This window comes from Leisingera sp. MMG026 (assembly GCF_021654205.1).
Taxonomy (GTDB): Bacteria; Pseudomonadota; Alphaproteobacteria; order Rhodobacterales; family Rhodobacteraceae; genus Leisingera.
This window is the reverse complement of record NZ_JAKFZM010000061.1, coordinates 1-21,198: the sequence shown is the minus strand read 5'-3', so window position 1 is coordinate 21,198 and position 21,198 is coordinate 1. Positions and strand designations below refer to the sequence as shown.

Genomic DNA, 21,198 nt, shown 5'->3' with positions numbered 1-21,198 from the left:
AGTACCTCTCGACAGACCGTTCCTCCTTCCGTTTCAGTATGGCATTCGACGTCAGTTCTGTCCCATAGCACGTCGGGAGGATTAGCAACTGAGAGGTTATAGCCACGCGCGCAGCCCTCAAATCGCGCAGCGGGTGGCCATAACCGGGCCTCGGGTCTCAACAGTGGTTTTGCGTAACCCAAACCACTGAGGAGACCGGCTATGACCGCCACCTATTCTACTGCGCCGACCTTATTGGTCGCCATCGACATTTCCAAACACCGCCACGAAGTTCTGATCAGTGCTCCCGGCAAGAAGCGCCGCCGCCGCATGACCATCACCAATACTCTGGATGACTTCGGGCGTTTGGTGGCGGCTCTTTCCGGTTACGGTTTGCCGGTTAGGATCGGGTTCGAAGCAACCGGCAATTATCATCGGAGATTGGCGCATCATCTCGGCCAGGCGGGGTTCGAGCTGAAGCTCGTGTCCTCCGTGGGCTTGGCCCGGACGCGGGAGGCCCTGCACAACAGCTGGAACGATAACGACCCGAAGGACGCCCAGGTCATTCTTCACATGCTGGAGATCGGGGCCATGCAGTTCTTCCATGATCCGCTGGCCACCGGAACCGCTGACATTCAGGAACTGTCAAAGACCCACGAGATCGTTTCGCGGTCGAAGACCGAACTCTGGCACCGCATCCTGACCCATTACCTGCCTCTGTATTTTCCCAAGGCCGAGCGGTTTCACAGAAGCTCCCGGACGGATTGGTTCCTGGCGTTTCTCGAGAAGTACCCGTCGCCACACATGATCCCGGCCATGAGCCGGCAGGCTTTCATCGCCGATGCCTGGCAAGTCGTTGGCCGCAAGTTTTCCAAAGAACGCCTGCCTTCAGATATTTACACGACTTCCGCGGATCTAGTCGGGCTTCCTGTCCGCCCGGATTCCGACGCAGTGCGCATGTTCCGCCTCGTTCCCGCCGAAGGCCGCAGCCTGATCCGGCAGCGCGATGAGATTGAGGCGCGATCCGTCGAGCTCCTGTCCGATCTGCCTGACTATCAGCTGCTGACGACCATTCCCGGCATCGGCCCGATCAACGCAATGACCATCCTGGCTGAAGCAGGTGATCTGCGCCGTTTCCGGCATCACCGCCAGTTCCTTAAGATCTGCGGCATGCATTACCCGGAAGGCGATTGCACAGCAATCTGCCGAGAGCGATCTTGCCACCGTACAGTCCGGGATGTTCCGCGGGCAAAGCAAGATCTCCAAATATGGCAATGCCCGGCTCCGGCGCACGCTCTGGATGGCGGGTCAGACGGCTGCGTTGAAGAAGACCAACAACTTCCGCGACAAGTTCGAGCGTTACATCTCCAAGGACCGGCACAATGCCCATCTGCGCCACAAGGCCTATACCGCGATTGCTGCCAAGATGGCGCGCACCGTACACGCCGTGGTCAAACATGGCGAACCCTATCGCCCCTTCTTCGAGGGGTGAGCCCAGGCGGAAGGACCTCTCTCTGCAGCAGCCGTGGAGACAATTCGCTGACCGCGTAGGTAACGTTCGGGCTTTCTGCTTGGGATTTGGGGACTCGGTTTAAGGACGGTGAAGACCGCCAGGGCGCGTCCCCTGTGTTTGCTATGGAAGAGATCATTTCTTGACGGCAGAACCCGTCTGGGCAAACCTGTCAGGGCGTCCGGAACTCCGGATGCTCCATGACCTGCTAACCTAAGTAACTGGAATTTCCCGACATAAGACGTTGTCGCTGACCACCATTCAGAGATAGACGCGCGGATCAATCCCGGCCAGGGCACAGGCCCGCTGCTGGTTGCAATTCTTCTCTGCCATGGCCCAGTCCGCCGCTATTCGCCTTGCACCGGGCTTCAGAAGTTTTTTCCCAGCATCTTCTTGAGCTTTGCGTTCTCAGCCTCCAGTGCCTTCAACCGTTTGGCCTCAGACACCTCCATGCCGCCATCCTTCGAGCGCCGCTTGGCGTACGTGCCATCGCCCCTCTCGGGACATTGCTGCGCAAAGCCCTGCCGGGCAGTGGATGCCATGCTTGCGGCACAGCTCCTTGGCCCCAATGCCGACTTGGTGTTCCTTCAGGATGCCAATAACCTGCTCTTCGCTGAATCGGCTTTTCCGCGTTGTCTGTCTCCACGCGTGGAGAACAGGCTAACGTCAAAACGCGGACATTTCCGGGGCACAGGTCAGGAGCAACCCCTTGTAATTAGTCACAACTAACCTCGCCTTCTGCGGCGCCAAGGCCAGAACTTGCTATTTAGTTCTTGCAACTTTCAAATTGCACGGGCCGCGAAATTCGAGCGGATGTGAAAACATCCCCGCCCAAGCGAAACCATGCATGAGTTTGGGGGCTTGTTAAACATTCTACGTCCCGCCGGCATGTCGCGATACACAAAAAAGCCCTGGCTGTTGCAAGCAAAGCCAGGGCTCTTCACTAGTCTGCTTTAACCGGCCTAACGGACGACAAATTCTGCATGCAATGCGCCGGCCGCTTTCAGGCTTTTGAGGATATCGATCATGTCCCGCGGCGACACGCCCAAGGCATTCAAACCTGCCACGACTTCGGACAGCGAAGTCGTCTCCGGCACTTCGGCAAGTTGGACGCCCTCTTCTTCCTCAATAGCTGCACCTGTGCGTGGAACAACAACCGATTCGCCATTTGCGAAGGGATTGGGCTGCACCACCAGCGGCGTCTCTTCGATCCGCAAAGTAAGGTTCCCTTGAGCCACAGCAACACGGGAAATCCGCACGTCGCTGCCCATCACAATCGTACCGGAACGCTGATCCACCACAACCCGCGCCTTGCGCTGAGGTTCAACCAGGATATTCTCGATCCGGCCCACGGCGTGAGCCGTCGAACGGGTATTTGTTCGCTTGATATCGATCTCGACAGTTCCGGAATCCCGCATCAGGGCAACGTTGCGGCCAAACTCATCGTTGATCGCCCGTTCAATCCGGCCAGCAGTAGTGAAATCCGGCTCCCGCAGGGCCAGACGCATGGAGCTAAGAGAAGACAGATCAAAGCCGATCTCACGTTCGACCCGGGCGCCCGAAGGGATCACACCGGCCGTTGGCACCCCTTGGGTTACCGTGGCCGCGTTACCTTCGGCCACCGCTCCACCCGCCAGGATTGTACCTTGGGAGACGGCATAAATCTGCCCGTCCGCAGCATTGAGCGGTGTCATGATCAGGGTGCCGCCCAAGAGGCTCTTGGAATCACCGATAGCTGACACTGTTACATCAATGGTGCTTCCAACCCGGGCAAAAGGCGGCAGTGTGGCGGTTACAAAGACAGCAGCAACGTTTTTTGGCCGGAACTGCTCACCGGTCACATTGACACCTAACCGCTCCAGTATGTTGGACATGATTTCTTCAGTGAACGGCGAATTCCGCAGCCCGTCACCGGTGCCGTCCAAGCCGACGACCAGGCCGTAACCGACCAGATCGTTGCCCCGGACGCCATCAAATTCGACCAGGTCCTTGAGACGGATAGTATTTGCCTGCGCCACTGCGGGCAGCAGGAACAGGCAAGTGAAAAAGAGGCGAAGAAATACCAGCATCAGAGATAGTTCAACAATGAGAGCTGCGAGCTGCGCGAAGTGATTGTATAAAGACCTTCAAGCTGTGTTTGCGCTTCTTCCAACCGTGTATAGGTTTCATAAGGATCAGCTGAGACCAGGTTGTTTTTGACAATGCTCAAGCTGGTTTTCGAAGCTTCATTGCGGGTGTTCACCGCTTCAAGCTGGCCTTCGATAAACCCGACATCCGCTTGCAACTGGATCAGATTGTCCACGCTATCCGTAAGTTCGCTGCTGGCCTGGCGGACCAGGTCAATTTTCACATCGTCCGTCAAACCGAGACTGGGTTCATTTGCCAAAGCTGTAATGACGTAGCTCTGCAACGCATGTTTGAGGTTGTCGTCATCAGCGCGGATGCCCAGTGTAACCTGTTCACCCTCGCCCACGGTGACAGGCTGCAGCGATGTAGTGGAACCGCTGTACATGACAGTGTCGAAGCCAGCTGGATCATCAAACCAGTCCTTCACGGCTTGAATGATGTCATTGCTTGTCGTCAATCCGGAGACCTCAGTGAGGATGGAACTGAAAAGGGTGCCGGTGTCATTAAGCGGCTTGGTATCCGTTGCAGTGCCTGCAAAGATTGTCCGCCCGCCAACAGATGAATTCAGCAGGTTGATTGCACTGGATATTCTTTGCTTCGCTTGGCTTCCAAACTGCTCTGCATTTTCCACGTCAATAGCAGGCGACAGTGTCAGGATGTCATTCCGCATCGCTTGCACCTGGCTCTGAACCTTATCAAGGCTGCCTTGGGTCGTGGTGGCAAACAGCTGCACTTCGCTATTGGCGACCATATAGCTGTCGAGCCGGTTCAAGGAGTTTTCGAGATCCGCCAGATAGGTATAGTCGCCGCCCAGCCGCTCGGTCAGGTTGGACGATTTTCCGGTAGCAAACTCTTCGGAGAGCGTGGTTATATTCTGCTGCAATTCCGCATTGCGGCTGCGGAGAAAGAGGTGCTGCGCCATATCACCATAGGAATTCAAAATCATGCGTCAGATCCTCAATAGTGTATCCATAAGTTCGTCGACAACGCTGATCACCCGGGCATTGGCCTGGTAGAACTTTTCCACCAGCAACAGGTTCTGCAATTCAGCATCCGAATCAACGCCAAGCCCCAGTTCCGCTTGGCTCAATTCGTTGAAACTGGCCGCCGCAAAGGTCGATGCGCGTGACGCTGTTTCATTGTCCTGGGCGAACCGCGACAACAGGTTTGCACTCAGCGTCGAGGCTGTCATGTTCGCTGTGCCTAGCCCGACAGAAGATACCGTCCGGGTGGTGTTCAACGTGTCGGAGTAAGCCTGCAGCAAGCTGGAATCACCTGGATCACCTTGACCCGCTGCATATAGGCCGTCGCGGAACCGCCATGTTTCTCCGGTGCCATCCAAGGCCACCAGATCATTCAATTCAATGCGGTTAGAGATACCGACGAAGTTTGCCGGGTCATAGAAACCGCCATCATCCGTGAAGATGCCGGCGTCGGCGACGCCAATGGTGGCATCCAGTGCAGGATCCTGAAACCGCTCGATCAGATCGGCGGCCATTGTGTCAAGATCTTCTTGCGCTTCCACAGCTGTTACATCCCGGATTTCGAACTGGGCTGTAAGCATGCCACCCCGAAGTGGCCCGTCCGGGCTGGTGTCAATCACCTTGCCATTGACCTCAAGGCCGGAAATCAGTGCATTGCCCAGTGTCATGTGCGGAAGGATATCCCGCGACGGAGTAAAGCTCAGCTCCGACGCTTTGCCATCCAACAACATAACCCCGCCGGTTGAGTAGAGCGTCAATTGGCCATTACCGCGCCGGACGACATTGACTGGAATGATTTCGTTAACCTGATCAACCAGTTGATCCCGCTGGTCATGCATCGCCACTGCATCCATGCCACCGGCTTCGACGACCATAATACGGGCATTCAGTTTTTCGATTTCCTTCAGCGCCTGGTTCACGGTTTCAACCTGAGAGCCGATCGCATTGTCCGCGTTGATCCTCAGATCCCGCAACCCTTCAGCCGTGCGGGAAATCGAGTCGGCCAGCGAATTCGCCTTCACGGCCAAATCATTCAGCCTGGGCTGTGAATCCGGGCGAGAGACTGCCTCAATCATTGAAGACTCGAAATCCGATAGGTGCGAGGCCAGTGACATCTCGTCGTCAACTGTGCCAACCAGATCGGACATCCGGCCGTAGAAATCAGACTGGATCCTGGACGCGCCGTAGTCTGCCTCAGCAACTCTGCGGTTAGTGATCAGAACCGGGTCGTTGATGCGCTGAACATGCCCGACCCGGACACCGGGAACACCCGCTCCAGGGCTGTTCAGATCCAACACCCGGCGCGAGTAACCAGGTGTCAAAGCGTTGGCCAGGTTTTCCGAAACCACTTGCGAGGACCGGCTGGCCGCGGTCAACCCGCTCATCGCGCTGTTCAGGGCGGAATAGATAGACATGTTCAGCCTGCTTTCGTGAAGCCAATGTCAGGGGGCATCAAGCGCATTAGCGCTTGATGTTGGTGGTTTCCTGCAGCATTTCGTCAACCGTCTGGATGACCTTGGCGTTGGACGAATAGGCGCGCTGGGTCTGGATCATATCCGTCAGTTCGGTCGCCACATCCACAGCGGATTCTTCCTGGGCATAACCCAGAATTTCACCCGTCGGCCCGTCGCCGGCATCCCAAAGGTAGAAATCCCCGGACTCATCAGTCGGCATGTAAGTTTGCGAATCCAATGCCCGCATACCGTTGACGTTGGAAACATCTGCCAAAGGAACCTTATAGATCACCTTGGTATCGCCAGAGTCATATTCTGCTATGACTTCACCGCTCTCGTTGATCTCAACCGAGACAAAGGAACCAACGGGATTGCCGTCTTTTTCAGTGGTGCCTGGAACGAATTCATCACCGAGCTGGCTCATACCGGTGTTGCCGCCGATGGTGCCAATGTTAATTTCGACCGGCCCGCCCGCAACGTTAATTGTCACTGACCCTGCGGCGCCATCGTATGCACCGCCGGTAACAGTTGCCACGCTCGCAAGAGAACCGCCCGTGGTACTGCTGTCATCGAAAGTCAGCGTGTATTCCCCGATATTGGCCGCCCCTGTTGCCGAATCAACAATCTCCATCGTCCATTCATTGGTGCCAGACGTTGCCGGCAGTGTCGCAACATTGGGCGTGTAGGTAATGGTTAGTTCTTCGGCATTGCCCATGTTGTCATAATACAAAACAACCTGTTCTACGGGATCGCCAGACGCTCCAACATCTGTCTCATCTGCGGGCAGGTTGGCAGTCAGGCTGATTTCTGTTGTTGGTTCCGCAGATAGCCGGTTCAGGTCGACATGGATCGGTTCCAACGCATCAGATGTATCGCGTGCCGCATCCGGCACTGTACCATCAGCCAGCGCCGGCCAGCCCATCAGCACCAGGCCCGATTCTGTCGTCAGGTATCCATTGGAATCTGTACGGAAAGACCCGGTCGTGGTCAGCATCATTAACGGGTCGCCGCCAGCCTCCACTTCAGTGATCGAGGCCACGGGCAGCATGCCTCTTCCGCGCACGGCGAGATCAGTGGCATTGTTGGTCGATACCAGCGGGCCGCGCTCATCAATCAGGCGGACATTGGTGGTGCGGACACCACCAGCCGAATAGGTGCCTCCTGAATTCGACAGGACCATGGAATGGAAATCTGTTTCAACCCGTTTGTACCCTCGGGTCGAGGAATTGGCGATGTTATCGGAAATGGAAGCCAACCGGCTGGCGTTGGCGCTCAATCCTGAAACACCCGCGTTCAGCGACGAAGAAATGGTCATAGCGCGCCTTTCTGCTGCATCTAATCATTCTGGATGCAACAGCTAGCGCAGGAGCGATTAACGGGCGGCTAACAGATAAAATATGACTTATCTGCTAGCCGCCTGTCGCAATGTTTTCAGTGGCTTATTCGCGTAAAAGGATGATTTCGATCCGGTCATTACGGGCTGCCATCGGGTTTCCGACCGCCAGCTTGCGGTCGGCATGGCCGGTCACCCGGTGAATCCGGCCTGCTGCCAGTCCGCCTGATTCGAGCAGCGTCCGTGTTTTGTCGGCTCTGTCATGGGACAGCTCCCAAACCGGATTCTTTGCCAGCACAACCGGATGGGACCGGATGTGGCCACCGATGGCTACATTGCTGGTAACATTTTCCGACACCCGGGCAATCATCCTGACCAGATCGCGGAACAACGGCGTAGGCTCAGCAGCATCCTCTTTGAACAGCGGCATGTCTTCTGTGGCAAAAAGTTCGATGATCAGCCCTTCGTCAGTAACCCGGGTCACAATGTGGCGGGCCATCGCAACCGTCACCATGCTCTCGCCGCCACGTCCAGACAATTGTTCTTCGATTGCGCGGAACTTGGAGTCTTCTTCCTCGCGCTTCTCGTCGGTCTCGACTCCGGTATCCCCCTGCGCCTGCTGGGCATCCATAGGGTTAATGTCCGTTGCCCCGGTGCCCGATTGCGGCTGAATTTCCTCGGTGAACATGCTGTCACCCTGAAACGCACCATTGCCGCCGCCGGAGACCCGGCTTAGCGGAATTGACGGCGAGAAGTAATCCGCCAGACCCTTGCGTTGTTTTTCCGTCGTCGCGTTCAGCAGCCACATCAGCATAAAGAAGGCCATCATCGCGGTCACGAAGTCGGCATAAGCCACTTTCCACGCGCCACCGTGATGGCCATCGCCACCACCTGATTTTTTCTTCTTGATGATAATGGGCGCCACATTGCTTTGTGCGCTCATATCCACCACCACTATTTTCACCCATCCCCGGGATAACAGTCGGCGCGTTAAACTGGGCTTAACAATTAAACTTGCCGGCAGTTCTGTGCCTCCGCACGGCAATTTCCGCCAAGACCAGGCGGTTCATTTGCGGAAGTTGCCCGCAACACTATGGCAAAGCCCCGGCAGGAATTGCTGCATCTTAAAATACACTTATCTTGGCATCGAACAATCTTATCAAAGGTTGATCAAGAGCAACCAGCCCAAGCGCGCCCAGCGCTAGAGTCTCCTCAACACGGCACATGAGACACAAAAAGGAGAACACTATGCTGACCCGCAGAGCCGCATTGATGGGAGCAGCCGGTGTAGCAGCGCTGCCCGTACTCGCCAAAGCCGCCAAGGCTGAAGGCACCACTGTCCACGAGGCCGCTGCACCGGCGGACCTGTCCAGCCTGCAGCGCATCAAGCGCGAACTGGTTGCCCCGCCCTTCGTGCATGAGCACGAGCAGGTTGCTCCGGGTGCGCCGCGCATTGTCGAATTCGAGATGAAGATCGTCGAGAAGGAGATTGAAGTCGATCAGGGCGCCTATCTGCAAGGCATGACCTTCAATGGCTCCATTCCGGGGCCGCTGATGGTTGTCCATGAAGGCGACTATGTGGAGCTTACCCTGATCAACCCGCCGGAAAACATGCTGCAGCATAATATCGACTTCCATGCCGCCACCGGCGCCTTGGGCGGCGGCGCGCTCACCCTGGTCAACCCGGGTGAGAAGACTGTTCTGCGCTTTAAGGCCACCCGCCCCGGCACCTTTGTCTATCACTGTGCGCCAGGCGGTCCGATGATCCCATGGCACGTCGTGGCAGGCATGGCCGGCTCAATCATGGTTCTGCCGCGAAATGGGCTTTCAGACCACAATGGCGATCCAGTCAGATACGACCGCGTCTACTATATTGGCGAAAACGAGTTCTACATTCCGAAGAACGAAAACGGTGACTACCTGCGGTACGAGGATGTAGGCGAAAGCTACCCTGATACCCTTGAAGTCATGAACGGGCTTATCCCCAGCCACGTGGTGTTCAACGGCGCAGTTGGTGCACTGACCGGTGAAACCGCGCTGAAGGCCAAACAGGGCGAGAAAGTGCTGTTCATCCACAGCCAAGCCAACCGCGACAGCCGCCCGCACCTGATCGGCGGCCACGGCGACCTGGTCTGGGAGGCCGGCAAGTTCAACAACGTACCGGACCGCGACCTGGAAACCTGGTTCATCCGCGGCGGCTCCGCCGGGGCTGCGCTCTATGAATTCCTGCAACCGGGCGTTTACGCTTATGTGAACCACAACTTGATCGAGGCAGTGAACCTTGGCGCAACCGCGCATGTGGTGGTCGAAGGCGAATGGAATAACGACCTGATGGAACAGGTGGTCGCCCCGACCGAATACTCCGGCTCCTAAGCTTGGGCCTGGTGTGATCTCTCAAGGGCGGCTGCATTACGCGGCCGCCCATTTTTTGTTTTCTTGGGAGCATACCCATGAAATTCGAACTCATCACTGCTGCGCTGGCCGCCGCGATCAGCATTCCCGGTCTTTGGCTATACGCCCCGGAACCGGCGACGCAGGCCGAAACCGCCGTCATTGCCGCGGCCACAATCCGTTACCGGCCGATCGGCAATTTTCACCAAGGTGGCAAAAGCGTGGTGCCGCCGGAACAGATGCGGCAAGTGGCAGCATTCGAGATCATGAAACATCAGGTCTCCCATGCCGAATATGCCGCCTGCGTGGCGGACGGCGGCTGCAAGCGGGCAGATGCAAACCCGGCAGATGGCAGCCGGCCGCAAACACACGTCAGCTGGCATGACGCCACCGCCTACGCGCAATGGTATTCAAAGAAGACCGGCCAGCCGTGGCGGTTGCCGGATGAGGCGGAATGGCAACTGGCTGCAGCTGAAATCTTTGGCGACGCTTCGGTTGAGACGGATAGCACCGACCCGGCCCAGCGCTGGCTGCGCCAATACGCCCGCGGGGTGACACTGCGCGGCCTGCCAGGACCGGCGCAGGATCCCAAAACCGAACCCGGAACCAACAGCCACGGCCTCAGCGGTCTGGGCGGCAACATCTGGGAATGGACTGCCGGCTGCATGCAGAACGGCGAGTTGCGCAAAGATGGCAGCCTCGCATATGGCGATCCATATTGCAGCGCACGCATTACCGGCGGCCGGCACCGGGCCGTAGTGATCGACTTCATACGCGACGCCAGTGTTGGCGGCTGCGCGGTCGGATTGCCACCGGATTACCTGGGGTTCCGGCTGGTCAAGGACGGCTGACTGCTAAGCAGAAGGGGTTCTCCCGCGCCCGCAGGAGCCCCGGATGCACCGGCGCCCCTTGACAGCCTTGGGCCCGGCAGCTGCGCTGCGCCTTCTGTTGCGAAACCGTTCAAGGACCAATCTGCTTTGAACGGATTTTCCTGTTTTGTTGTTCAATTCCCGCCTAGATTGAACCCGCGCCCGGGCGCAGCGCATAGCCCCGGTGCCGGCAATCGAATTGCATTGATAGGAAAGGCCGCGCTGTGCCCCAGCAAAGCGCCACGCCCAACTTTGAGGGGCCTCTGGAAAGAGGCCCCGGAACAGGCGGGAGCGCCCGGCTTTTGGATCAAGAGGCCCGGCTGTAGCGCACCCCTTCAGGCACATGGGCATCAAAGCAGCTTGCGATGATCCGGGTCAGCGGCCGGCCTTGGGGCGGGATCGTCAGTGCCGCATCATCCAAGTGCACCAGATCGCCGAACCGCGCCGCGATCTGTGCCAGATCCGCATCCAGCATCGCTGCAAGGCTTCCGAAACGCTGCTTCAGCTCTGCCCGGTTCAGCCGGAACTCGCACATCAGCATCTCGATAGCACGGCCGCGCAGCAAGTCTTCATCGCTCATCACATGGCCACGGGCACCAGTCAAATGCCCTGCCTCGACCCTTTGCACATAAGCAGGCGTGGCAGCTGCGTTCTGGATATAGCCGCCGGCAAAACGGGAAATCGACGATGCGCCGAATCCAATCAGCGTCGGGCAGGTGTCATCGGTGTAGCCTTGAAAATTGCGGCGCAGATGCCCGGTGCGGGCTGCTGCCTCCAGCCCGTCGCCGGGCTTGGCAAAATGGTCGATGCCAATGGCGGCAAAACCCGCCGCGGCGAATTTTTCAGCTGCCAGGCCGGCCAGATGGTATCGCGCCAGATCGTCCGGCAGCGTCTCCTCCTTGATCAGCTTCTGCCGCTTTGCAACCCAAGGCACATGCGCATACCCAAATAACGCCAGCCGGTCGGGAGTCAGACTCAGCACTTTTTCCACCGTGTCCGCCATCCGTGCCTGGGTCTGATGCGGCAGGCCATAGACCAGATCAGCGTTCAACGAGGTGATCCCCGCCGCGCGCAGATCCTCGACACAGGCCTTGGTCACGTCAAACGGCTGTTCGCGGCCAATTGCCTGCTGCACCAGCGGATCGAAATCCTGAATGCCGATGCTGGCGCGGTTCATGCCCTCTGCCGCCAGCGCTGCTATTTTGTCGTGGTCGACCATTGTGGGGTCGATCTCCACTGAGAACTCCCAGTCTTCGGTTTGCGGAAACACTGCCTTCACCGCTTGCGCCAGCCGGTGGATCAAAACGGGCGGCAGAATGGTCGGCGTTCCGCCGCCCCAATGCATCCGCCCCATCCGCAACCCTTCTGGCAGCAAAGGCGCCACCTGTTTCAGCTCTTGCTCCAGCGTGCCAATGTAGCTTTCCACCGGGCTCAGCGTCTGAGTACCTTGTGTGCGGCAGGCGCAAAACCAGCACAGACGCTCGCAAAACGGTATATGCAAATAAACGGAAACCGGCACATCCGGATCCAGCGCCTGCAATTCGCGGGCCTGATCCGCGGCGCCGACGGCTGCAGTAAACACCGGCGCTGTTGGGTAGGATGTGTAGCGGGGCACCCGGCTGTCGAACAGCCCAAGGGCTTGGAGGCGGTCAATCTGTTTCATGACTTTGGTATGCCCCTTTTCAATCACCTCCACTTTGCGCAGGATCAAATCAGACGTTGTTTTGACGTCTGTTGCCGCGCCAGAGTCGTTTCTTCAACACGCTGATTTAAAACCTAAAAATCATATATCTGTGATTCCTTCAGAAATCCGGCGTCCACGTGCATTTTCCGTTTGACGCCCCCGGCAAACCGCCTTATACGCCGGTCTCACGACACCTGCCCAGGTGGCGGAATTGGTAGACGCGCTAGCTTCAGGTGCTAGTGTTCGTAAGGACGTGGAGGTTCGAGTCCTCTCCTGGGCACCATTCCCCGAAGAAAAAACTCTGCACTTCGCAGCTGCAGATAGGTATATACTTAAGCGTGAATGCGCCCGCCGTTTCCAGCAGGCACAAGGGCAGATTTCAGACCGCCGTGTATTGCGGTGCCGTCGCCAGAAACCGGCCATAAGCGCTGGCATCCGGCGGTGCAAATTGCTCAACCAACGGGTTGGAACGCTTCCACTGCGCCGCCCCCATATCCATCAGCAGTTCGTCAAAATGCTTGAAATGGAACGGTGCCGAGCACAGTCCGCCATAGATTTGCGCGGCAGGCCGTTCCTTGCGGCGCCAATCAAGCATCATTTGGATGTTGTCCTCCATCTCTGCCCGCGAGGGCTGCTTCTCCAGCTTGCCGTCGGCAAAGCGGACCAGCCAATTCGCCACCAGCTCCGCCGATAGAATCGTGCAAAAGCTGGAGTTGAAACCGACAAAGCCCATCTCCGGCAGGTCCGGGTTCACCGACAGCCGGTAGGTCCGGTACTGGCCATCAGCCTCGATCAGCTTGTCCAGATGCCGCTGGGCCAGATAGGGGATGCCCAGCTTCCAGCCCACCGCCGAGATCACCAGGTCAGCGCCGATTCTATCGCCGTTCTCCAGCACTACCTCGTCGCCCTCATACCGCGAAATCGTTGTGCGCCGCGGAATGATCGAGCCGCTTTTGAATCCTTCAAACAGACCCGGCGTCACAATCGGAACCGAACAGGATACATCCTGTTCGATCGGCACATCGGGCACCATATCCCACTTCTTCAGGCCCAGTTGCAGCTTCAAAAGCGTCTCTAACCCACGGAAATTGACCCAGATCAACGGTTTCGCCAGACTATAGATTGCCTTGTGCAGCCAGCTGCGGCCCCAACCGTTGAACTGTGCCTCTTGGGCCCGCATGTACAGCAGCTTCTTGAAATTGATGCCGCCGACGAAATACGGAATCCGCCAGACATTCTGCCGGTAGACCAGATGCACCTGCCGCGCACCATTCTGCACTGCATTCACCGCCACATCGGTGGCGGACTTTGAGCCGCCCAGCACCACCACCCGCTTACCGCGCGCATGGCCAGGGTCGAGGTACTCTGAGGAATGCATAACTTCCCCGCCTTGCGCCTTAAAATCTTCCTGCCCGGGATGGCTAAGGATGTTCTTCTCTGAAAACTGACCTGTGCAGACGACAGCGAAATCCACGTCCTGCACGCGGGTTTCGCCGTCCGTCTCGACCACCAGCCGCCAGCCCGGCTGCCCGTCCGGGCGCCGGTCCATCTCCTGTACAGCGGCGTTCAACCGAAAATGCCGGTGCAGGTCGTGCTTGTGAGCGTAAGAATGCAGATAGGCATGCACCTGCGGCCCCTTGGGCCATTCAGGGTACTCCTGCGGCATCGGGTGGTCGGTATAGCAATAAAGTTCCTTGGGCGACTGCGTCTGCACCCCAGGATAGGAGCGCGATGGCTCCCATACTCCACCCAGGTCATGGCTGCGTTCAAACCCCAGAACCTGATGCCCCTTTTCCGCAAAGGCTTTGGCTGCAGCCAGACCGCTTATTCCGCCGCCGATCACGGCAACCGTTTTGCGCTTTACCATGTTCCGCTCCCTCATTCCGCCGGAGGCGGCAGGAAGTCGACCTCATGCAGCGCCGAGATCCGCACCAGTTCTTCCGGGTCGGTCACGCCGTCCAGCGCACAAAACAAATCGAACAGCTTGCGCGACGGAGCTACCCCAAAAACACAAGAGGCCGCAGCGCCCGAACGGTTAAAGATGCCATGCGCCACTCCCATCGGCATCCGCACAGTGTCGCCCGGCCCGGCCCGAAAAACATCACCGCCGAATTCCACCTCCAGCGCACCCTCCAACAGGGTGATCCACTCATCCTGCGCAGGATGAATATGCGGCGGCACAAATGTGCCGTCCGGGATCAGCGCGTGCCAGATGAACGCGTTTTCGCTGTGCAGCTTGGGGGTGTAGGTGTGGCCAACTACGTTCCAGGACAGGCCCTCCAGCCCCTCGGCCGCCTTGGTAATTCCCCGATCCAATGCCATGCTTTCCTCCCATTTTTCTCCTCCCAGCAGCCTAGGGGCGGCTCCGCAAAAGGATTATCCAAAATGCGCAAAATAGCGCAGCCTGCCATGATTGCCTGACCGGGTAACCGTGTTAGGCTGCGCCAATGACTACGCAACAGGCATCAACCAGGCGCGAGCCCTTGCGCGCGTGGCGGCAATTCCACAGCCGCGACATTGATGAGGCCCGCTCGCTTGTCGCGCAAAAATTCTGCGATCACCGGCTGGAACCGGCGGGGCTGGCCCGTGGCTTTGGTACCCGCCACAACCACGTCTGCGGACAGCACCTCTCTCTAAATTACCTCAGCTATGGATCCACCGTGCAGATCGACCCCGGTGAGCTGCAGGATTTCTATCTGGTGCAGGTACCGGTCAGCGGCCATGCGCAAGTGGCCAACGGAGCAGAAACCGAGGTTTCGGACTGCCGCGTTGCCACTGTGCTGAACCCGACACGGGCCACCCGGATGACCTGGCATTCCGATTGCCGGATGCTGCTTATGCAGATCGACCGGAAAGCTTTGCATGAAATCGCGGAACGCGCTGCCGGGCTTACTCTGGCCGAAGCGGTGATTTTCAACACAGCCGTTCCCGTCTCAAAAGGGCCATTGCACCGTTGGGCACGTCAATTTGCCGCCTGTGTCCACGCCACTGACGCGCAGGCAGGGTTCGGCACCTGGAGCCGCCTGCAGCAAAGCTTGATCGAAGAGCAGCTGATCCTGGGCTTCCTGACCTATCAGCAAAGCAACATCCGCCATCTTCTGTCACCGCGGACAGCGGCCGGCAGCAGCCATCAGATCCGCCGTGCACGGGACTTCATTCACACGCATGCAGGAGATCCTGTAACCGTTTTAGAAATAGCCGCCGCAGCAGGATGCAGTATCCGCAGCCTGCAAACCGGATTCCGTCAGACTTTTGGTTTGACGCCGGTGGCGTACCTGCGCGATTTACGGCTGGATCTGGCTCGCTATCTGCTGTTGTCCCGGCCTCCTGAAACGCCGGTCAGCAGCATTGCATATGACTGCGGCTTTTCTCACTTAGGCCGGTTTTCCCAGCTCTACCGCGATCGGTTTGGCGAGCTGCCCAGCACTACCTGCGCTGTACGGGGAAAACCAGAAAAACCCGCAGGATCCCCACTTGCGCGGTATTCAAGCAGCGTTTAAACGGGCAGCATTGTTTTCCGCTACAGGCAGAAAACGGCGCCGGTGTAGCTCAGCTGGTAGAGCACGTCATTCGTAATGATGGGGTCGTAGGTTCGAGTCCTATCACCGGCACCAAAAAACCCTCCTGAAAAGCCCAGATAGTTCTGCCATTCTCGTCAGAAGCCTTGCCTCTGCTGGTCGTTGGCGGCTGAAGCAAAAGCGGCATCGGCATTAGAGTCGAGATATTCGCGCACCGCGCGAGGCGCATCTTTGGGATCAGCCGCTCGGGCCTCCCAATCTTCGGGATGGCTGGAGTTCTGCTTCTGAACGTCTGCAGTGATCAAGCTCGCATCCACCGCAAAACCCTGACCGCCGGCGAGCCCTTCGCCCATGCAGCGCGCGACCGTCGTTTCAAATACATGGTTCAGCAGACCGCCTTCCCGGAAGCGACCATGGCGGTTCTTGGAGAAGGTCGAATGATCCGGAATGTTACCGGTCGGATCCTGGCGGAAAAATCAGCGATATGCCAGATTCAAATGCACTTCTTCACAAAGGCGCCGTTCAGAGCGAATGCCGAAGCAGTAACCAACCAACAGCATGCGGATCAACAGTTCTGGATCAATAGAGGGGCGGCCTGTATGGTTGTAGAAATCTGCCAAATGCGCACGGATACTGCTCAGACCGTCAAAGCGATCAATCGAACGCAGCAGGTGGTTTTGAGGAACATGACCCTCCAACGAGAACTCATAAAACAGCGCAGTTTGTGCTTCCTGCTTCGGTCCCATCATCGCACAATCCTCCTGCCAGCACGAAGATTGAAGCAGCGATGATCCCCCAATCAAGGAGGAGTTTTTCAACGAAATCCAGACCCTGCTGATGGGGTGGATGACCCCTGCTCCAACCGGCGTCGTAAGGCGCCATAGTGCAGGTGTGATTGCCTGCTTACGAGAGGAGCCACCCAATGCAAGTTGCAACAATCGGAGTCGATCTCGCCAAGAACATTTTTCAGGTTCACGGGATCACGGAATGTGACGAGGTCGCTTTTAACCGGCCTTTACGCCGGGCTCAGGCGCTGCCGTTCTTCGCGCGACTTGATCCTTGGCTTGTCGGCATGGAAGCCTGCTCCACAAGTCATTACTGGGCGCGTGAGTTAACCAGGCTGGGCCATGAGGTTCGGCTGATCCCGCCCAGGTACGTTAAACCCTATGTGAAGCTTGGAAAGTCAGACGCTATCGATGCCGAAGCAATCTGCGAAGCAGTTACTCGTCCCACGATGCGGTTTGTAGAGATTAAATCGGTCGACCAGCAGGCGCTGCTATCTCTGCATCGAGCGCGCAATCTCATGGTTCGTCAACGCACACAGTTGGTCAACGCCTTGCGCAGCATGCTGGCAGAGTTCGGCGTCTACATCGCCAGAGGCCTCACACGGCTCCTCAGTTTTGCGCAGGGCGTGCTGGCGCGTGCCGAACCGGGCCTGCCCGAGATCGCGCAAGACGTGGTCCATAATCTGTGCGGGCAGCTGCAAGTTCTGCACGGACAGGTGCGCCGGTATGAAGCCCGTCTGAGAGTTGAAGGCAAACGCGATGCCCGCGTCAGTCTATTGCAGACCATTCCGGGCGTTGGCGTGGTTACGGCCTCTGCGATCGCTGCGAGTATCGGCAGCGGGCACCAATTCAAGAACGGTCGCGAGTTTGCGGCGTGGCTTGGTTTGACGCCGGCCAATCGATCGAGCGGAGGAAAGGAACGATTGGGTCGGATCACGAAGATGGGCGACCAATATCTGCGCCAACTGCTTGTAGTAGGAATGACCTCTCTGGTCAGGCAGACAAAATCCCACCCAGAACGGGCGAACAAATGGCTCGCCGCACTTTTGGAACGCAAGCCTGCGCGCTTGGCAACTGTCGCCATGGCGAACAAGACCGCAAGGATCGTCTGGGCGGTTTTGACAAAGAACAAGCCATACATGCCGAGAACCCTCTGAAAGGGCCTGATAACAGCGAGATAGCAAGACCTACGAAGTGATGGTGCAAAAGTCAGCCGTAAAAACCAGGACACCCCGCCGAACGGCACGGGCACAATAGCCCGCATTGCTGATAGGGACCTGGTTTACGGAACCCTTCAGGGCCAGCGGCCGAAGCCGCGCAAACAGGCCGGACACATGCCTGCTTCTGACAATGGCGCAAATCACCTCAAAAATGTCTTGCTATGCAGGGACCATCCACACATGCCGTTCGCCGCTACTGCGAGGTTTCCGCTGCGTCCGCGCGTGCCGCATTGCAATGCATTCAGTACCGGCGTCACACACCTGCTTGGGCCGGCTGATGACAAGCCCCTTCAACAACCAGGGCCAGGCCTCATACTGTGTATGTTTCTTGCCATCATGATAGTCTTGCTCACAAGCCGATCCGCCTTAGGCACTGGCCCGGAATTCCACGGCCACTTCGTCTTAACTTGTGCAGTATTCGGTCGTGATTATTAAAGTCCGGGTTTTGCCAGGCAGGCCGGTCCATTTTTGTTTGACGCTGCCTGCGACTCCGCTTATACGCCGGTCCCACGACACCTGCCCAGGTGGCGGAATTGGTAGACGCGCTAGCTTCAGGTGCTAGTGTTCGTAAGGACGTGGAGGTTCGAGTCCTCTCCTGGGCACCATTCCCCGAAAAAATGCACTTCGTTCCAGTCCGGAACTTGCCGTTTCCTCGGGTTTGCTTGTTTCTGCAGGCTGATGGCCGCCCATCACTGAGAGCTAAAGGAATGGCAGGAAATCCCGCCATTCCTAGCTATATATGCTGTCTCAATTGGGCTCTTTGATCTGCTCTTGGGACTCAGACACTGGTTCCTGACCGGTTTCCAGAACCTCAGCCTCTTCCACAGCCTCCGAGACCTTTTCTTCCGGCGCGCCAGTAATCAGCGGCAGCATATGTGCTGCTGCAAGGCTGGCAACTTCCGGTGTTTCCGGCCGCTTCCAGGAGAGGGTGTCAAAGCTGGCGCAATGCTCGCAAACCGGCGCCCATTCCGCGTGAATATGGTTGCAGCTATCACAGACCCATTGCGGCCCGCGCGGAGAGGTCAGTGCCTTGGCCAGCCAGCCCTGAACAACCTTGTCACCGGCACCTTCGCCGCGCTCAATCGCAGCCATCAGCGTCAACCCGCGGGCGTCGGGTGCACGCTCGGCCAGATCATTCAGCCAGCGGCGGGCTTCGGGGAAATCTTCGGCGACAATGTTCAGTTCGGCCATCATCAGCCGGGTCTCGTCATCCTGCGGTTTGAGCCGGGCCAGCTGATCAAAACGTTTGACGCGCTCGGCGGCGCTTTCCTCCGGCTCGATTTCTGCAAAAGCATGGGCCAGATCGGGATGCGGCTGGCTTTCCCAGGTCTTTTTCAGCAGCCGGGCCGCCGGGCGTTTCTTGCCCTTGGCGATATATGCACGGGCGGCCATTGCCGCGGCCGGCACGAGATCCGGCGACAATCGGTTGGCTTCGATTGCCTGCTCCTGCTGCTCGACCGTCGCGCCTTCGTCCAGGATTCCCTTGGAGGCCGACAGCGCCAGCACCGCATCACGGCGTTTGAATAGATCGCGCGGCAGGGTGCCGGTCTTGAGCTTGGTAGACAGTGTCTTGCGGGCACCGGCCCAATCCTCGGCCTGGGCTTGCAGACGTAAAAGCGTATCCTGCACTTCCTCATGTTTGGGACGCAGAGCCAGTGCTTTCTCGGCCAGCTGGAGGGCTGTCTCCGTGTCGCCTTCGGACAGCTTCTGCTTCATGATCCCGCGCACACCGACAAAGCGGGTCGGCTGGTTCGACAGCAGCCGCTTATAGGCTTCGGCCGCTTTGCGAGTGTCGCCGCTCATCTCCGCGGCCTGTGCCACCAGCAGATCCGTCAGATCCGGCTTTTGCAGGTATTTCTCGGCCCGCGCCGCCTTGGCCAGCGCCAGACGCCCCTCGCCGGAGGCAAGCGCCATCAGACCATCGGCCAGCGCCTGATAGCCTTTGCGCTCGCGCCCCTTGTCCCAATACCGTGACAAGGCGGTTTCATCACCATTCAAAAAATGCAGCGTGGCAACCAGAAGCGACAGCAGCTTGAGGAATAGCCAGACTCCAAAGACCAGTACACCCAGCGCAATCACCGATTGCAGCGCACTCAGAGTATATTCAGTGCCGGCTACGGTGATCTGCACCCCGCCGGCAGTTTCCATCAGCAGACCCGCGCCAAATGCCAGAAGCGCGATAATCGCGACGAAAACGAGGATCTTCAACAACGACCAGAGCATGGCGGCTTCCTTATTTGGCTTGCAGGCTTTGGGCCAGATCAGTGGCGGCAGTCACGGCTGCCACCCGCGCATTTGCAGCGGCTTCCCAGCCGGACAGGGCAGCGCGGGCAGTGGCGGACAGGGCAGAAAGTTCTTCCAATGCTTCCTGCAGCTTGCCCGCGGCCACAGCCGCTTCGGCGCGGGACAGGACCGCATCCGTATCGTCCCCGTCCCTTGGAGTGACAGAGCGGGCACCCAGATGGCGGTTCACGTAATCCAGCAGGCCGCTGCCGTCCTTTGTCTCCTCGCGGGCAGAGGCCAGCGCCTCGCGGGCAGCCGGGGCGAACCCGTCCCGCAAGGCAGACAGCGAGGCTACTCCGCTCTCCGCAGGACCGGACAAGGCTGCCGGAACATCAACGCCGAGGGTGGCAAGCTCCTGCACGCTGGCCGCATAGCTGTTACCGGTGTCCAAGGCAGAACGCAGCTGCGCCAGCTGCGTCTGGGCGCTGGCAATCCGCGCGGCCTCAGCACTTGCCGCGTCCATAGCCTGGGCGTCTGCCAGCATCTGTTCGACTTCGGAACGCTGCGCAGCCAAGCTGTCTTGCAGCTTGCCCAGCTCAGCTTCAAACGCAGCGACAGCTTCGGGCGAGGCGCCTTCCAGAGGCCGGGTTTCCAGCGCGGCAACGCGGGCGGTCAAAGTCTCCAGATCCGCACGCAGCACCGCATCCGGGGCCTGCGCGGTTTTCAGCGGTTCGATGTCGGCGGCAAGAGCTTGGACCTGCGCAGTAAGGGGCGATATGTCCGGGGGCTGGCTGGCCTCAACCTGCTGCTTCAGCGCGGCCAAAGACGCCTGCAGGTCCGACTGGCCGGTTTCCAGAGCCCTCAAATCTGTGCCCCGGTTTTGCAATGAAGCCGGCAGAACGCTATCAAGCCAGCCGCCTTGGCCGACGACAAACCCAATGACCGCAGCCACGACGCCACCCAGCACAGCTGAGCCGAATCCACCGCGCTTCTCTACCACCCGTTCGATTTCGCGGGGCGGCTCTGCGTGAGCAACTGGCTCCACGGTTTCAAATGCAGCCTTTTCTTCCGGAGCCGCCTCCCAGTCAGAAGCCGCAATTTCGGTCTCGGTCTCGGTCTCGG

Annotated in this window: 14 protein-coding genes, 3 tRNA genes and 3 pseudogenes; 8 read left to right on the top strand and 12 right to left on the bottom strand. The window is 58.4% G+C overall.

Translation table 11 applies throughout. The features are described from left to right. Nucleotides 1–201: 201 nt before the first annotated feature. Nucleotides 202–1,471, top strand: a pseudogene (locus L1069_RS21500) (IS110 family transposase). Nucleotides 1,472–1,756: 285 nt separating this feature from the next. Here L1069_RS21500 and L1069_RS21495 read toward each other — a convergent pair. The 6 genes and pseudogenes from L1069_RS21495 to L1069_RS21470 form a co-directional block, all read right to left on the bottom strand. Further along, a pseudogene (locus L1069_RS21495) lies at nt 1,757–2,089 on the bottom strand (hypothetical protein); the annotation flags it as partial. A 362-nt stretch (nt 2,090–2,451) separates the two neighbouring features. Further along, nucleotides 2,452–3,558, bottom strand: a complete 1,107-nt coding sequence (locus L1069_RS21490) for a flagellar basal body P-ring protein FlgI (RefSeq protein WP_129372711.1) — start codon at nt 3,556–3,558, stop codon at nt 2,452–2,454. Beyond that, nucleotides 3,558–4,562 carry a flagellin gene (locus L1069_RS21485; protein ID WP_237456987.1) on the bottom strand — a complete coding sequence of 335 codons (1,005 nt, stop codon included), beginning with the start codon at nt 4,560–4,562 and terminating at the stop codon, nt 3,558–3,560. The genes L1069_RS21490 and L1069_RS21485 overlap by 1 nt, the downstream gene beginning before the upstream one ends. Nucleotides 4,563–4,565: 3 nt before the next feature. Continuing rightward, a complete protein-coding gene (gene flgK, locus L1069_RS21480; RefSeq protein WP_237456986.1) occupies nt 4,566–6,014 on the bottom strand; it encodes a flagellar hook-associated protein FlgK in 1,449 nt (482 codons plus the stop codon). A 46-nt stretch (nt 6,015–6,060) separates the two neighbouring features. After that, a complete protein-coding gene (locus L1069_RS21475) occupies nt 6,061–7,368 on the bottom strand; it encodes a flagellar hook-basal body complex protein (RefSeq protein WP_129372708.1) in 1,308 nt (435 codons plus the stop codon). Between the two features lie 124 nt (nt 7,369–7,492). Then, a complete protein-coding gene (locus tag L1069_RS21470) occupies nt 7,493–8,329 on the bottom strand; it encodes a flagellar motor protein MotB (RefSeq protein WP_129372707.1) in 837 nt (278 codons plus the stop codon). Between the two features lie 305 nt (nt 8,330–8,634). Here L1069_RS21470 and nirK point away from each other — a divergent pair, with 305 nt between their 5' ends. Both nirK and L1069_RS21460 read left to right on the top strand, forming a co-directional pair. Further along, nucleotides 8,635–9,759 carry a copper-containing nitrite reductase gene (gene nirK, locus L1069_RS21465; RefSeq protein WP_237456985.1) on the top strand — a complete coding sequence of 375 codons (1,125 nt, stop codon included), beginning with the start codon at nt 8,635–8,637 and terminating at the stop codon, nt 9,757–9,759. Between the two features lie 77 nt (nt 9,760–9,836). Then, nucleotides 9,837–10,628 carry an SUMF1/EgtB/PvdO family nonheme iron enzyme gene (locus L1069_RS21460; protein ID WP_134831108.1) on the top strand — a complete coding sequence of 264 codons (792 nt, stop codon included), beginning with the start codon at nt 9,837–9,839 and terminating at the stop codon, nt 10,626–10,628. Nucleotides 10,629–10,953: 325 nt separating this feature from the next. On the opposite strand, the gene hemN is transcribed toward L1069_RS21460, so the two are convergent. Continuing rightward, on the bottom strand, nt 10,954–12,309 hold the full coding sequence (gene hemN / locus L1069_RS21455; protein WP_237456984.1) for an oxygen-independent coproporphyrinogen III oxidase: 1,356 nt from the start codon (nt 12,307–12,309) through the stop codon (nt 10,954–10,956). 217 nt (nt 12,310–12,526) lie between these two features. On the opposite strand from hemN, the gene L1069_RS21450 reads away from it, so the two are divergent. After that, nucleotides 12,527–12,613: transfer RNA gene (locus L1069_RS21450), tRNA-Leu, on the top strand. Between the two features lie 96 nt (nt 12,614–12,709). On the opposite strand, the gene L1069_RS21445 is transcribed toward L1069_RS21450, so the two are convergent. Together L1069_RS21445 and L1069_RS21440 are read right to left on the bottom strand one after the other, a co-directional pair. Then, on the bottom strand, nt 12,710–14,197 hold the full coding sequence (locus L1069_RS21445; RefSeq protein WP_237456983.1) for an FAD-dependent oxidoreductase: 1,488 nt from the start codon (nt 14,195–14,197) through the stop codon (nt 12,710–12,712). Between the two features lie 11 nt (nt 14,198–14,208). Further along, a complete protein-coding gene (locus tag L1069_RS21440) occupies nt 14,209–14,652 on the bottom strand; it encodes a cupin domain-containing protein (protein ID WP_129372702.1) in 444 nt (147 codons plus the stop codon). Between the two features lie 125 nt (nt 14,653–14,777). On the opposite strand from L1069_RS21440, the gene L1069_RS21435 reads away from it, so the two are divergent. Together L1069_RS21435 and L1069_RS21430 are read left to right on the top strand one after the other, a co-directional pair. After that, nucleotides 14,778–15,830, top strand: coding sequence for an AraC family transcriptional regulator (locus tag L1069_RS21435; protein WP_237456982.1), 1,053 nt, complete (start codon nt 14,778–14,780; stop codon nt 15,828–15,830). Between the two features lie 38 nt (nt 15,831–15,868). Then, nucleotides 15,869–15,944 (top strand) — tRNA-Thr (locus L1069_RS21430). 71 nt (nt 15,945–16,015) lie between these two features. On the opposite strand, the pseudogene L1069_RS21425 reads toward L1069_RS21430, so the two are convergent. Then, nucleotides 16,016–16,597 (bottom strand): annotated as a pseudogene (locus L1069_RS21425) (transposase); the annotation flags it as partial. A 173-nt stretch (nt 16,598–16,770) separates the two neighbouring features. On the opposite strand from L1069_RS21425, the gene L1069_RS21420 reads away from it, so the two are divergent. After that, nucleotides 16,771–17,790 carry an IS110 family transposase gene (locus L1069_RS21420; RefSeq protein ID WP_129372700.1) on the top strand — a complete coding sequence of 340 codons (1,020 nt, stop codon included), beginning with the start codon at nt 16,771–16,773 and terminating at the stop codon, nt 17,788–17,790. Between the two features lie 581 nt (nt 17,791–18,371). Further along, nucleotides 18,372–18,458, top strand: a tRNA-Leu gene (locus tag L1069_RS21415). 142 nt (nt 18,459–18,600) lie between these two features. Here L1069_RS21415 and L1069_RS21410 read toward each other — a convergent pair. Continuing rightward, complete coding sequence (locus L1069_RS21410; RefSeq protein ID WP_237456981.1) at nt 18,601–20,076, bottom strand: heme biosynthesis HemY N-terminal domain-containing protein; 1,476 nt, start codon at nt 20,074–20,076, stop codon at nt 18,601–18,603. A 10-nt stretch (nt 20,077–20,086) separates the two neighbouring features. After that, nucleotides 20,087–21,198: hypothetical protein (locus tag L1069_RS21405; RefSeq protein ID WP_237456980.1), on the bottom strand; the 1,112-nt coding region annotated here is incomplete at its 5' end.